The sequence below is a fragment of the Aerococcus agrisoli genome (assembly GCF_003797145.1).
In the GTDB taxonomy this organism is placed as follows: Bacteria; Bacillota; Bacilli; order Lactobacillales; family Aerococcaceae; genus Aerococcus; species Aerococcus agrisoli.
In genome coordinates, this window is sequence record NZ_RKMG01000003.1 from 42,000 (window position 1) to 55,835 (window position 13,836).

The 13,836-nt window shown below is 40.0% G+C and carries 12 protein-coding genes; 10 read left to right on the plus strand and 2 right to left on the minus strand.

Annotated features, from left to right (window positions below):
* The first annotated feature begins 143 nt into the window (after positions 1-143).
* A complete protein-coding gene (gene cspD / locus EF384_RS01585; protein ID WP_094517569.1) occupies positions 144-344 on the plus strand; it encodes a cold-shock protein CspD in 201 nt (66 codons plus the stop codon).
* Positions 345-642: 298 nt separating this feature from the next.
* Here cspD and EF384_RS01590 read toward each other — a convergent pair whose 3' ends face one another.
* Together EF384_RS01590 and mnmM are read right to left on the minus strand one after the other, a co-directional pair.
* On the minus strand, positions 643-1,371 hold the full coding sequence (locus tag EF384_RS01590; protein ID WP_123779240.1) for a hypothetical protein: 729 nt from the start codon (positions 1,369-1,371) through the stop codon (positions 643-645).
* A gap of 2 nt (positions 1,372-1,373) precedes the next feature.
* The gene (gene mnmM, locus EF384_RS01595) at positions 1,374-1,937 is read right to left on the minus strand and encodes a tRNA 5-(aminomethyl)-2-thiouridylate-methyltransferase MnmM (protein WP_123779241.1); all 564 of its coding nucleotides are present in this window, start codon (positions 1,935-1,937) and stop codon (positions 1,374-1,376) included.
* 193 nt (positions 1,938-2,130) lie between these two features.
* On the opposite strand from mnmM, the gene EF384_RS01600 reads away from it, so the two are divergent.
* From EF384_RS01600 to EF384_RS01640, 9 genes are all read left to right on the plus strand, one after another.
* Complete coding sequence (locus EF384_RS01600; protein WP_123779242.1) at positions 2,131-4,548, plus strand: muramidase family protein; 2,418 nt, start codon at positions 2,131-2,133, stop codon at positions 4,546-4,548.
* An 882-nt stretch (positions 4,549-5,430) separates the two neighbouring features.
* Complete coding sequence (gene purF, locus EF384_RS01605; protein ID WP_233570003.1) at positions 5,431-6,939, plus strand: amidophosphoribosyltransferase; 1,509 nt, start codon at positions 5,431-5,433, stop codon at positions 6,937-6,939.
* The gene (gene purM / locus EF384_RS01610) at positions 6,932-7,972 is read left to right on the plus strand and encodes a phosphoribosylformylglycinamidine cyclo-ligase (protein WP_123779243.1); all 1,041 of its coding nucleotides are present in this window, start codon (positions 6,932-6,934) and stop codon (positions 7,970-7,972) included. Before purF ends, purM begins: the two co-directional genes overlap by 8 nt.
* Positions 7,972-8,541 carry a phosphoribosylglycinamide formyltransferase gene (gene purN / locus EF384_RS01615; RefSeq protein ID WP_123779244.1) on the plus strand — a complete coding sequence of 190 codons (570 nt, stop codon included), beginning with the start codon at positions 7,972-7,974 and terminating at the stop codon, positions 8,539-8,541. Before purM ends, purN begins: the two co-directional genes overlap by 1 nt.
* A 19-nt stretch (positions 8,542-8,560) precedes the next feature.
* Positions 8,561-10,147, plus strand: a complete 1,587-nt coding sequence (gene purH / locus EF384_RS01620; protein WP_123779245.1) for a bifunctional phosphoribosylaminoimidazolecarboxamide formyltransferase/IMP cyclohydrolase — start codon at positions 8,561-8,563, stop codon at positions 10,145-10,147.
* A 22-nt stretch (positions 10,148-10,169) separates the two neighbouring features.
* Positions 10,170-11,453, plus strand: coding sequence for a phosphoribosylamine--glycine ligase (gene purD / locus EF384_RS01625; RefSeq protein WP_123779246.1), 1,284 nt, complete (start codon positions 10,170-10,172; stop codon positions 11,451-11,453).
* Entirely contained in the window at positions 11,453-11,941 is a 489-nt protein-coding gene (purE, locus tag EF384_RS01630) for a 5-(carboxyamino)imidazole ribonucleotide mutase (RefSeq protein ID WP_123779300.1), read from the plus strand. Before purD ends, purE begins: the two co-directional genes overlap by 1 nt.
* A complete protein-coding gene (gene purK / locus EF384_RS01635; protein ID WP_123779247.1) occupies positions 11,934-13,076 on the plus strand; it encodes a 5-(carboxyamino)imidazole ribonucleotide synthase in 1,143 nt (380 codons plus the stop codon). Before purE ends, purK begins: the two co-directional genes overlap by 8 nt.
* A gap of 18 nt (positions 13,077-13,094) precedes the next feature.
* Positions 13,095-13,787, plus strand: coding sequence for a phosphoribosylaminoimidazolesuccinocarboxamide synthase (locus EF384_RS01640; protein ID WP_123779248.1), 693 nt, complete (start codon positions 13,095-13,097; stop codon positions 13,785-13,787).
* Positions 13,788-13,836: the final 49 nt, after the last annotated feature.

The window sequence follows — 13,836 nt, forward strand, 5'->3', positions numbered from 1 at the left end:
CCGTGCTATAATAAGTTTAAGGATTTTTGGATAGGTAAAAAGTTATACAATTTTTAAACGTGCTTAGCACATAAAAGTTTTACTCGAGCCATGCAAGAATTACTAAAGAAACAAGTGCATGTGCACGAGGAGGATTTTCAATTATGGAAACAGGTAAAGTTAAATGGTTTAACGCAGAAAAAGGTTTTGGATTTATCGAACGCGACGGTGCTGACGATGTATTCGTACATTTCACAGCTATCCAAGGCGACGGTTTCAAATCTTTAGAAGAAGGCCAAGAAGTATCATTCGAAATCGAAGATGGTAACCGTGGTCCTCAAGCAGCAAACGTTGTTAAAGCATAATTTAAATTATACTAACAATTAGGGTTAAAAGCCCGAAAGGCCAGTTAAGTGCAAACTTAGCTGGTCTTTTTGCATGGTCTAGATTTAAGGTAAAATAAAACAATATTGCCACAATAACGTTATATTTGCTATTCGGTCCTTAACCAAAAAAATGAAAAGATTTTTTGACGTAAAATCGGTTTAAAACCGAGTGATCTAAATTTTTTGCCTTAATATTTTAATCAAATATTAAGGCAAAAAGAAACCGCCCCAACAAATCTGATAATTCAGACTTGCTGAGGCGGTTTTTAAATTCGAATTATGCTTGACGTTTTAAGTATAGACCGTAAATACATAGCACTAAACTAGAAACTGTAAGAGCGATTGCTCGGCTAAAAATCACAGCATCAGTGATAAAGCTAAGGGCGATGGCGATAATTAAAATTACCACAGCGACTAAACGTAAAATACTTAATACTTTTTGCGTCGAAGATTTTTTACCAGCGATTTCAATACCAATTGAATGACGATCCATGAATAGACTTGCTAACCATGAGAAAGTTCCCAGATAGAATAAAAATGGTACAAAACCTAAACCAGTTAATAGGACATTGGCATTTGCCATTTCCATAATATTTTGCATGATGACTAATTCCATGGCTATAAATAGCGGTGGTAAGATTGGTAATAGATTTTGCGTACCGATTACGAGATGAATTAAGATCCATTGTAAAAATAGCAAACCTTTAACCAAAATGGTAAATGGACTAAATAGCATGATCAAAATCATTGCTACTTCGAAAATACCAAGCACCACGATATTTTTCACCAAACTTAATTTCTTTTGTTTGGAGAATAAAAAGTAGACATGGGTCAGCAAGAATTGGAACAATGTCAAAAGCAAGAATGCTGGCCATTTAATTGTTTGCACCGACTGTAAATTCAAATAGGCCGGTAGTGCAAGTAAACATAGTAAGATTACTTGAAAGAGTATTTGAGGTAGAAAATGATTGTTTTTAGTGGCGTGTATAGATTTAATAGCTTGCATCATTATCTCCTTTCAATAATGAATAACCGCGGTGGATTATTTTTTTGGTTCAAAAATTGAAACATACCTACATTATATCGTTTTTGATCCAAACTTTCGACCAAAAGCTGAACCTTAAGAAATTCTTCCATTCCACCAGGGTGTCCTATATAGGAAGCAATAGCTAAAACGCCATCTTTTTTCAAGCGGGGCAGAATAGCCTCAATCGCCATAGTTGTAGTTTCCGCCTTAGTGATAATTTCCTTATCACCTGATGGTAAATAGCCCAAATTAAAGATGGCAAATTGAAGTTCTAAATCTGCAGGTAGATATTTATCCAACTGACTGTGATCAGCTTGGAACAACTTGGTATTTTTATAGTTCGATTCCGTATTTAATCGTTTTTGAGTTATTCCAATCGCTTCTGCTTGTAAATCGAAGCCATAGACGGAACCTTCGTCTTCTACTAATTGTGAAAGTAGTAGCGTATCATTGCCTTTTCCTACTGTAGCGTCCAATACATGGTCACCTTTGTGTACTTTTTCCTTAATTATGTGATGACTTAAGGAAACTATATTTTGAAACATTTACTCACATCCTTCACTTATTTAATCATAAAGTACAGTAGCGTTTAAGTAAATATCTTTACAATTATGTTACAAATATTAAAAGATAAAATCATTATAAATTAAACCTTTCTTAATATATAAATTTTAGATAAACTTTAGATTGTGAAAGTTCGACTTTTTTCATGACTATCTATCTTAAGGGGGAGTAACATTGGTAATTGAGGAAAATAAACAAAAATTGCGAAAACACTTCGCTTCAATTTCCAAACATTCAGTAAAAATCGGGGCCGTAGTATTAGGTTCTGCATTTGCTGTTTCTAGCTACAGTGCGCAAGCAGACATTCCAACAGTGAGTGCGAGCGAGCAAAAAACTGTATCATTTGCATCAACAAATAATGCATTTTTAGATGCCATTATTCCAGATGCCTATGAATTGGCTAATGATAACGACTTGTATGCTTCCGTTATGATTGCACAAGCAATCTTAGAATCTGGGTGGGGTGCCTCAGGTTTAGCGTCAGCTCCAAACTACAACTTGTTTGGTATTAAAGGGGATTACGAAGGCGAATCAGTCAATGTATACACACTTGAAGACGACGGAAGTGGTAATTACTATCAAATCACTGCTGAATTCCGTAAATATCCTTCATACCGTGAATCATTAACTGATTATGTAGACAAAATGGTTAATGGTTTGACTTGGGATTCTGAATTCTATAGCCCAACTTGGAAATCTAATACCACAAGTTATACGGATGCAACGAGCTACCTAACAGGTACTTACGCTACGGATACACGTTATGGTACGAAATTGAATAGCTTGATTACCAACTACAACTTAACGCAATATGATACAGCTGCAGGTTCATCTACATCTGTAGAAGCTGGTATCGGTGGTTCTACAACAGACGAAACAATCGTTGAAGATGGTTCAGCTACTACTGCGAAAAAATCATACACTGTAAAAGCAGGCGATGGTTTATACACAGTAGCTCGTGAGTTAGGTATTACACTTGCTGAATTAAAAGCACAATACAATTTAACTTCTAACCTAATCTTCCCTGGTCAAGTGTTTTCTGTAACAGTTGCTAGCGATGAAGCGGCTGAAGAAGTGATTGAAGACATCGTTGAAGATGTAAAAGAAGAAAATGCTGATCAAGCAGAAACTTCTAAAACTACGAAATCTTATACTGTTAAAGCTGGAGACGGTTTATATGCAGTAGCACGTGCCTTAGGTATCTCTGTATCAGAAGCACGCGCTCAAAACGGTGGATCTGACTTAATCTTCGCAGGTGACGTGTTCACAGCTGAAACTGCTACTGAAACAACAACACCAGCAGAAACAGAAGAAACTGAAACCGCAACACCAACTGCTTCAACTAAATCATACACAGTTAAAGCCGGAGACGGTTTATATACTGTAGCCCGTGCTCTAGGTATCTCTGTATCTGAAGCTCGTGCACAAAACGGTGGTTCAGACCTAATCTTTGCAGGTGACGTGTTCACAGCTAAGGGTACAAGTACTTCAACAAGTACACCAGCTACAACAACGCCAGCTACAAGTAACAATGCAACTACAACTACGAAATCATACACAGTTAAAGCTGGCGATGGTTTATACACAGTAGCACGCGCATTAGGCGTATCAGTAGCAACAGTTCGTGCGCAAAATAGTGGTTCAGACTTAATCTTTGCAGGTGATGTATTTACTGCTGAAGGCACAAGCGCTTCAACAAGTACATCAACAAGCAAACCAGCGACTACTACACCAGCTACAAGTACGTCCACAGCTACAACTGGCACAAGCTACACAGTGAAAGCCGGCGATGGTCTATACACAGTAGCACGCGCACTAGGCGTATCAGTAGCAACAGTTCGTGCGCAAAATGGTGGTTCTGACTTGATCTTTGCAGGTGACGTGTTCACAGCAACAGGTTCATCAGCATCAACAAGCACATCTTCTACTACCAAAACGACTACTTCAAGTGCATCAACAAGTACGTCAACAGCTAAAACTGGTTCAAGCTACACAGTTAAAGCAGGCGACGGTCTATACACAGTAGCACGCGCATTAGGCGTATCAGTTGCAACAGTTCGTGCACAAAACGGTGGTTCAGATGTCATCTTCCCAGGTGACGTATTCACTGCGACAGGTTCAACTACATCAACAAGTACATCATCTGCAGCTACTACAACAACTACGACTACAGCTACAAGCAGCAATGCCGCAACATCAGCATCTAAATCATCTTACACAGTTAAAGCAGGCGATGGTTTATACGCGGTAGCCCGTGCATTAGGCATCTCAGTAGCAGACGTCCGCGCGCAAAATGGTGGCTCTGACGCAATCTTTGTTGGCGATGTTTTCACTGCAAAAACTGCAGCCGCAAGCAACAGCCAAGCATCTACGAATGCATCAAGCACTGCTACAACGAAAACAACTACAAGCACATCAACTACAAGCACATCAACTACTAGTGCATCATCAGCGAATACTTACACCGTTGCATCTGGAGATACTTTATACCGTATCGCTAAAAACAATGGTCTAAGCCTTGACGCATTGATGAAATTAAACGGTTTATCAAACTACAACTTGTACATCGGACAAGTCTTAAAATTAAAATAAAGCATTCAACAGATAGATCATGAATAAATAAACAATACGCATCGTTGAAAGAGCTCCCCCTCTTTCGACGATGCGTATTTTTTTGCGCAAAATTTCAAGCTAGCGCCAGTAACATTGCTGTCTACTCACAAATGATCATGCTATTTATGAATAATTATCCGTATTTTCATATATGAAATCTCATATGTGACAGATTTTTAGACAGCATCATTTATGAAGAGTCGTATATGAAAAAAACGCTATTTTCTAACATATCAATTCCCATAAATGACAAAATTTTAAATTTTATCACATACGGATATCTATTTAAGAATAATTTCATAAATATTCATTTATGAAATTTTATTTGTGAATACTAAAAAAAATCGCATTAGCCAAATAAATTTGAATTCAATTCAATAAAATAACTTGCCTGTAATTTTCTAGCCGTAGGCGGAAGTGTATGTCCTTTAGTCGTGAACAAGGATGAAATCGAGACCTTGGCTCGATTTCAAGTCTGGAGACCTTGGCTCCAGACGGTCCCACGGCTTTTAAAGGACAATACACGACAAGCCGAAGGCTCAACATAACTACGTCTCTGAAACAAACTCAAAAAGATTTTAAATTTACAGCCAAAGGCTGACAAAAACTTTTCACCAACAAAAAATACAAAACTGAACCAATTTTATTTGTAAACGAAACCAAGAATAAATAAAATTTACACTAATTCGTAAATGAACACGTAAATTGCAAATATCAAGCCCATTAAATCAATGTTTTAATTTTAAAAGCGAACATTCGTAAATAGAAATTTAAAATTATTCGGAAAAAGACTTGATTTAACTTTCAGAGTGGTGTATTTTTATTACCATGATATACAAATATTAAGGAGTGAAGAAAAAAGTGGACGTTTTTACAGAAAATGCAGCTCAAGCAAGCAAATCAAATGTTGGTATCAATAGTGTAGTAGAATCAGGAGGTTTATTTGGTGTATGGGGTCACCCATTAGCAAACCAAGTAACATACTTCGGATTACATGCATTACAACATCGTGGACAAACATCAGCAGGTATTGTGACGAGCGAAGCAAATGTCTTCAAAGGTCATCTAGGTAATGGTTTAATCAACTATGTATTCGACCAACCAGAAACTTTGGCAAAATTAACTGGTAGCAACGCAGTTGGTCAAGTTCGTTCAGCAACAAGTGACGATTTAGCAGATGACTCTAACATTCAACCACTTTTATTCCACTTTAACGATCGCTCAATTGCAATCGCTCATACAGGGAACTTCACAGAAGGCGTAACATTACGTCAAAAACTTGAAGAACAAGGTGCAGTATTCTCATCTAACTCAGCAGCAGAAATCTTAATTCACTTAATCCGTCGTAACAAATCAGACAACTTCCAAGAAGCTTTAGAAGATGGTTTGAAAACATTAAAAGGTGGTTACAACTTCGTCTTACTAACTGACGACGCATTATACGGTGCCGTTGACCGTCATGCTTTCAGACCATTAGTAATCGGACAATTCGAAAACGGTGCTTACACATTAGCAAGTGAAACATGTGCATTACAATCAATCGGCGCTAAATTCGTTCAAGAATTATCAGCAGGTCAATACGTAATCATCAATGATGAAGGTTTTGAAATCGTTCAATACTTAGAAGATTGCCACGTAGCAATTGAACCAATGGAATTCATTTACTTCTCACGTCCAGATTCAGACATCGCTGGTGTAAACGTTCATAAAGCACGTAAAGATACTGGTCGTCGTTTAGCTGAAGAACATCCAGCACCAAACGCTGAAATGGTTATCGGTGTGCCAAACTCCTCATTATCTGCGGCATCTGGTTATGCAGAAGGCCACAACTTACCATACGAAATCGGCTTGATCAAACACCAATACACTGGTCGTACTTTTATCGAACCAACTCAAGAATTACGTGAAGCTGGCGTTAGAGCAAAATTATCAGTTGTTGAAAGCATCATCAAAGGTAAATCAATCGTTCTTGTTGATGACTCAATCGTTCGTGGTACAACAATTCGCCACCTAATCACGATCTTACGTGAAGCCGGCGCGCGTGAAATCCATGTACGTATTGCAAGCCCAGCTATCCGCTTCCCTAACTACTACGGTATCAACACAATGCATACGTCAGAATTAGTAGCAGCAAACCACACAATCGCTGAATTACAAGAAATGTTCGATGCTGATTCATTAGGTTTCATTTCAGTTGATGGATTACTAGAAGCAACCAACTTACCATACGACACAGAAAACCGTGGTCTTTCATTAGACGCTTACACTGGCCGTTACTTAGATGATATCGGTGGCTTCAGAGCTGAATTTGATGCCACATTAACACCAATTCAACAAGCAATTTTAGAAGGGACTTTTGTAGATGAGTAATGCATACCAGGCATCTGGTGTAGATATTGAAAAAGGATATGAAGCAGTAGAGCGCATGAAAAAACATGTGGCGCGTACGCAACGTCCTGAAGTTTTGAACCAATTAGGTAGCTTCGGTGCCTTGTTCAAACTAGATATGACCAAATATACAAATCCCGTTTTAGTATCTGGTACTGACGGGGTGGGTACGAAAATCCTTCTTGCCCAAGAAGCAAATAAATACGACACAATCGGTATTGACTGTGTCGCTATGTGTGCCAATGACATCTTAGCCCAAGGTGCACAACCCTTATTCTTCTTAGACTACCTAGCTGTTGGTCAAAATGAACCAGCTACAATCGAACAAATCGTTGCTGGTGTAGCAGAAGGATGCGTTCAAGCTGGTGCAGCTTTAGTCGGTGGCGAAACGGCAGAAATGCCTGATCTATACCACAATGAAGAATTCGACTTAGCAGGTTTCTGTGTCGGCGTAGCTGACCAAGATAAATTGCTAGACGGTTCTCGCGTCAAAGCAGGCGATGTATTAATCGGATTACCATCATCTGGTATCCATTCAAACGGTTATTCATTAGTCCGTAAAGTCTTTTTCAAAGACAATTCAGTACCATTCAACACCGTGTTACGCGATGGTAAAACTTTGATTGATCACTTATTAACACCAACAAAGATTTATGTTCAAGATGTGATGCCTTTTGTTGAAGAAGGTATCATCAATGGAATTGCACACATCACAGGTGGCGGTTTCTACGAAAACGTACCACGTATGTATGGCGAAAACCTAGCTGCTCAAATCGACCTAGACGCATGGCAAGTTCCTTGTATCTTTAACGAAATCAAAGAACTTGGCAAACTAGACGAAATGGACCTATACAATGTCTTCAATATGGGGATTGGTATGGTGCTTGCAGTTGATGCGAAAAATGCAGACGCAATTTTAGCAGGTATTGACGGTGCAGTAGTCATCGGTCAAATGACTGAGCGCCAAGCAGCCGACGATCAAAACATCCAACTGATTAGAAAGTCAGGTGTGTAATGAAATTAGGATTGATGGCATCAGGCAATGGTACCAACGTACAAGCCATCATCGATGCCGTTAGCAAACAAGAAATTTCAGGACAAATCTCCTGTATCGTAACCGACAATCCCAAAGCATATGTTATCGAGCGTGCGAAAAAAGCAGGTATCCCTTACTTGCTTGCTCAACCCAAAGCTTACGACAATCGCCAAGCATGGGAAGAAGCCATCGTAACCTATCTACGCCAACAAGGTGTTGATTTGGTTGTACTCGCCGGTTTCATGAGAATTGTCGGCCAACCACTACTGGACGCCTTTCCCAACAGTATTATCAACATCCATCCTGCCTTGTTGCCGGCCTTTCCGGGTCGCGACGGGATTGGGGATGCCTACAAAGCAAAGGTTAGCCAAACAGGCGTGACTGTGCATTATGTTGATGAAGGCATCGATACCGGTGAAATTATCGCCCAAGAATCGCTGACAATTGAAGCGGACTGGACACTGGATGACTTAGCAGCACATATTCATGACATTGAACATGATTTATACCCCAAAGTGATTGAACAATTAATACAAAACCAAAAGTAAAGAAAGGACCATCGTAAACATGACTTACGCATTACTATCAGTATCTGACAAAACAAATATTCTAACTGTTGCCAGCAAATTAGTTGAAAAGGGTGTACAACTACTATCAACAGGTGGCACATACAAAGCAATTCAAGAAGCGGGTATCCCAGTTCAAACAGTTGATTCATACACAGGCTTCCCAGAAATGTTAGACGGCCGTGTAAAAACGTTACATCCAAAAATTCACGGTGGTTTACTTGGCTTACGTGATTCTGAAGAACACCAAGCAACAATGAAAGAGCATGACATTGCAGCAATCGATTACGTAATCGTGAACTTATACCCATTTAAAGAAACCATTTCTCAAAATGATGTAACCTTACAAGATGCGATTGAAAATATCGATATCGGTGGTCCATCAATGTTACGTTCAGCAGCGAAAAACTACCAATCAGTAACAGTTGTCACTGACCCTGCTGACTACGATACATTGATTAACCAATTAGACCAAGACGGCCAAACGACATTTGCTTTCCGTCAATATCTAGCTGGTAAAGTTTTCCAATTAACTAGCCACTACGACACATTAATCGCTGATTACTTGAAAAACTTCAACGCAGGCGAACAAGATTTCCCAGTCAATGAATGGGATCACAAAACGATGACCTTTATCGACAAGGAAAGCTTACGTTATGGTGAAAATGGCCATCAAAAAGCTGCTTTCTACAAAACATTAAATCCAGCAGCAAATTCAATTGCTGCAGCAAAACAATTACATGGTAAACAACTTTCTTACAACAACCTAAAAGACGCCGATGCAGCCTTGAAGATTGCCCAAGAATTTGATGAACCAGTTGCTGTTGCTGTGAAACACATGAACCCATGTGGTGTTGCAGTCGGATCAACAATCGAAGAAGCCTTTGACAGATGTTTCCAAGCGGACAACGTATCTATCTACGGTGGTATTGTCGTTGTGAACCGTCCTGTTACTTTAGCTTTAGCAAATGAATTAGCAAAAATCTTCTTAGAAATCATTATTGCACCAGCTTTCGAAGATGATGCCTTAGCACGTTTAGAAAAGAAAAAGAACCTACGTTTACTAACTGTTTCATTTGATGAAAAAGTAGCACCTTACCAAGAATTTATTTCGATTACTGGTGGTTTACTTGTTCAAGATGCTGACCTTTCTGACGAATTACCTCGCCAAGAAATTACAGCTTTACCAGAACAATGGACAGTAGCAACAAAACGTCAACCAGATCAAGCACAATTAGACGCTATGAACTTTGGTATGAAAGTTGTGAAACACGTGAAATCAAATGCCATCATCATCAACAACGAATACATGACATTAGGTATTGGTGCTGGTCAAATGAACCGTGTTGGATCTGCACGCATCGCGATTAAACAAGCTGAAGAAAAAGATGCAGCCCTAAAAGGTGCATACGTAATGTCTTCAGATGCCTTCTTACCAATGGATGATACAGCTACTTTAGCGCATGAACATGGCATTCAAGCAATTGTGCAACCTGGTGGCTCAATCCACGATGAAGACTCAGTAGTCGTATGTGACGCTAACGATATGACTATGGTAATGACAGGTAACCGTCACTTCAGACACTAATCTAAGGAAAGGATCACAGACAATGAAACAGATTTTAATCATTGGGTCAGGTGGTCGTGAACATGCCCTAGCACGTGCCTTTGCACAAAGTCCGGCCGTAAGCCAGGTCTACGTAGCACCTGGTAACCCTGGTATGTTAGCGGATAATCAAACATTAACCCTACATGCGCCAATTGAAACGGTCGATATTACCGTAGATGACATTCAAACCTTAGTATCCTTTGCCTTAGATAAGGCGATTGATATTAGCTTTGTTGGTCCAGAAGTACCCCTTGAAATGGGTATTGTCGACCAATTCAAACGACACAACTTGGCCATTGTTGGTCCAAGCAAAGTAGCGGCACAATTAGAAAATTCAAAACAATTTGCCAAAGATGTGATGGCGCAAGCTGGTGTTCAAACCGCTGCCCATCAATTCTTTGACAGTCATGATTTCGTTCAAGCCCTAGACTATGCTAAACAATTGCAATTACCATTTGTCATTAAGGCTGATGGCCTGATGTCAGGTAAGGGTGTGGTCATTCCAAAGACGATGACAGAAGCTGAAGATGTCCTAGAAGATTTCATGGTGAAAAAAGGCTTACCTCTTCTAATAGAAGAATTCCTTGTTGGTAATGAATTCTCACATTTCTCATTAATTAATGAAGACCAAGTCATCACACTAGGCACGGCTTGTGATTACAAGCCTGTCGGTGATGGTGATCAGGGTGCCAACACTGGTGGTATGGGGTCATTTGCACCGGTTCAATGGATGACACCATCGATCAATCAACAAATAATTGATGAAATCGTCCAACCTGTCGCTGATCAAATGGTCAAAAATGGCACGCCATTTACTGGTGTACTATATACCGGCCTTATCTGGACTGCCAAAGGACCTAAAGTCATCGAATTTAATACCCGTTTAGGTGATCCCGAAACACAAGTCGTTTTACCACTGCTTGAAACGGATTTCTTAGATATTGTGGAAGCCTACTTAAACAAAACACCAATTGATATTCAAAACAAAACTGGTGTCCAATTAGGTGTTGTCCTAGCGGCAGCGGGCTATCCCAAAGATTACATTAAAGGGATGAAGCTAGACTTAAACAGCATTGATGCCAATCGCGTGTTATATGCTGGCGTTACCCAAGATGCGCAAAACCAATTGCTAGCTAATGGTGGCCGTATCTTGATGGTGACAGGTCACGGCGAGGATATCGAAAGTGCTAGAACTGATGTCTACGGACAGATGCATGCCTTAGATATTGCGGATACTTTTTACCGTAATGATATCGGCTATTTAAGAGAAAGGAGCGATGTATGATGACAGATGTTGCGGTAGTGATGGGATCGATTTCGGATTGGTCACAAATGCAAGCAGCCTGTAATCTATTGGAACAACTAGGGATTTCTTATGATAAACATGTCGTGTCAGCGCACCGGATGCCAACAGAAATGTTGACTTTCGCGCAAAATGCGGCGGGTGATGGTTACCAAATCATTATTGCCGGTGCAGGTGGGGCAGCCCACTTGCCAGGTATGATTGCGGCGGCAACCACCTTACCCGTGATTGGCGTGCCCATGAAATCTTCAGCTTTGTCTGGTATGGATTCGCTCCTATCGATTGTCCAAATGCCCGCTGGTGTGCCAGTTGCGACAATGGCTATCGGTGAAGCAGGTGCGAAAAATGCAGCCCTCATGGCAGGACGTATCTTAGCCTTACATGATGCAGACATTCGCCAAAACTTAAAAACTTTTACAGATCAACAACATTCGGCAGCAGTAGAGAGCGATGTGACACTCAATGGTTAACACTTTATATCCCGGTGCCAAAATTGGGATCATCGGTGCCGGACAACTCGGTAAGATGCTGGCCCAATCAGCACAAAAAATGGGTTATCAAGTTTACTTTTATGATCCAAACCCAACTTCATGTGGTTTCGATGTTGCCCAAGGTCATACAGTTGGCAACTTCGATGACCGCGAAAAATTACTTGATTTCGTTCAAACAGTGGACGTAGTTACGTATGAATTTGAAAATATCGATGGCGACCTACTTCAAGAAATTGAGGCCCAAGCGTACTTACCGCAGGGGACGACATTATTATTGAATGGTCAAGAACGCATCAAAGAAAAAACTTGGCTAAATGAACAAGGTATACCAACCACTCAATACAAGGAAATCACTGTCATCGATGATATCGATGTAGACATGGGTTATCCTTTTATCCTTAAAACGACGCGTTTTGGTTACGATGGTAAGGGGCAAATTAAGGTCGATTCAGATCACGATTTGGCCATGAAATCGGAAGCTATCCAAAACCTACTGGCTGAGCAACCCTTGATTCAAGAAGCCTATTGCGATTTTGCCTACGAAGCGTCCATTATGGTGGCACGTGACTTACAAGGCAACATCAAATATTTCCCCATTTCAATCAATCAACATGAACACGGTGTCCTATTTTCATCTCTAGTTGGTCAAACATTTGACCCAGAGATGACCGCAACGATTGAAGCTATCGCGGGTAAAATAGCGGCTGCTGGCGAATTAGTCGGCGTCTGTGGGATTGAATTTTTCGTCAGTCGAGCTGGCGATATCTTGGTCAACGAAATTGCACCACGTCCGCACAATTCAGGGCATTACACCATTGAAGCCTGCAACGTATCGCAATTTGATCAGCATATTTTAGCCATTACCGGACATCCTTTAATCGATGTTCGCTTGATGGAACCAGCACTTATGATTAACATTTTAGGCCAACATTTACCGCGTTTATCTGAGGGTATGGCAGAATTTCCAAATGCCATTTTCCACATCTACAACAAGGGTGAGGCCAAGACGCAACGGAAGATGGGGCATTTCACCATTACTAATCCTAATTTTACAGATTTAGCTGATTTATTAGCTATCTCACAAACACTTAAAACTTGGAAACGTATGTATTAAAAAATGGAGGTATTTTCAATGAGCGAAGTAATCTACAGCGGTAAAACAAAAGACATTTATCAAGGTGCAGAAGAAAACCAATTAGTGTTGAAATTTAAAGATGATGTAACAGGTGTTGACGGTGTCTTCGATCCAGGTGCTAACCAAGTTGGTTTATCAATCGAAGGTGTAGGTCAAGTTGGCTTACGTTTAACAAAATACTTCTACAGCAAATTAAACGAAGCTGGTTACCCAACTCATTTCGTTGATGCTGATATCGAAAACAACACAATGACTGTTCGCAAAGCCCAAGTATTTGGTAAAGGTCTAGAAGTAATCACTCGTTTTAAAGCAACAGGTTCATTCGTTCGTCGTTACGGTGACTACGTTACAGAAGGTACACCATTAAACGCTTATGTTGAAGTAACATTAAAAGATGACGACCGTGAAGATCCATACATCACAAAAGATGCCTTAGCACTTTTAGACATCATGAACGGTGACCAATACGAAGAATTAGTTGCAACAACTAAAGAAATCGCATCATTCGTACGTGACGACATCGCTGCTCACGGCTTAGAAGTATTCGATATCAAATTAGAATTCGGTTTCGATGCCGTTACTGGTAAAGTAATCTTAATCGACGAAATCTCTGGTGGTAACATGCGTGTATTCGACAACGGTGAATACGTATTACCATTAAACTTAATCAACTACTTCCCAGAAGCATAAATTGTATTTACAACCCATTAAAAATAAATGAGAAATTTCTTGACTTTAA

Bases quoted from the DNA above. Each gene is read 5' to 3' on its own strand.
- cspD (WP_094517569.1), top strand. From the start codon at position 144: ATGGAAACAGGTAAAGTTAAATGGTTTAACGCAGAAAAAGGTTTTGGA.
- EF384_RS01590 (WP_123779240.1), bottom strand. From the start codon at position 1,371: ATGCAAGCTATTAAATCTATACACGCCACTAAAAACAATCATTTTCTA.
- mnmM (WP_123779241.1), bottom strand. From the start codon at position 1,937: ATGTTTCAAAATATAGTTTCCTTAAGTCATCACATAATTAAGGAAAAA.
- purM (WP_123779243.1), top strand. From the start codon at position 6,932: ATGAGTAATGCATACCAGGCATCTGGTGTAGATATTGAAAAAGGATAT.
- purN (WP_123779244.1), top strand. From the start codon at position 7,972: ATGAAATTAGGATTGATGGCATCAGGCAATGGTACCAACGTACAAGCC.
- purH (WP_123779245.1), top strand. From the start codon at position 8,561: ATGACTTACGCATTACTATCAGTATCTGACAAAACAAATATTCTAACT.
- purD (WP_123779246.1), top strand. From the start codon at position 10,170: ATGAAACAGATTTTAATCATTGGGTCAGGTGGTCGTGAACATGCCCTA.
- purE (WP_123779300.1), top strand. From the start codon at position 11,453: ATGACAGATGTTGCGGTAGTGATGGGATCGATTTCGGATTGGTCACAA.
- purK (WP_123779247.1), top strand. From the start codon at position 11,934: ATGGTTAACACTTTATATCCCGGTGCCAAAATTGGGATCATCGGTGCC.
- EF384_RS01640 (WP_123779248.1), top strand. From the start codon at position 13,095: ATGAGCGAAGTAATCTACAGCGGTAAAACAAAAGACATTTATCAAGGT.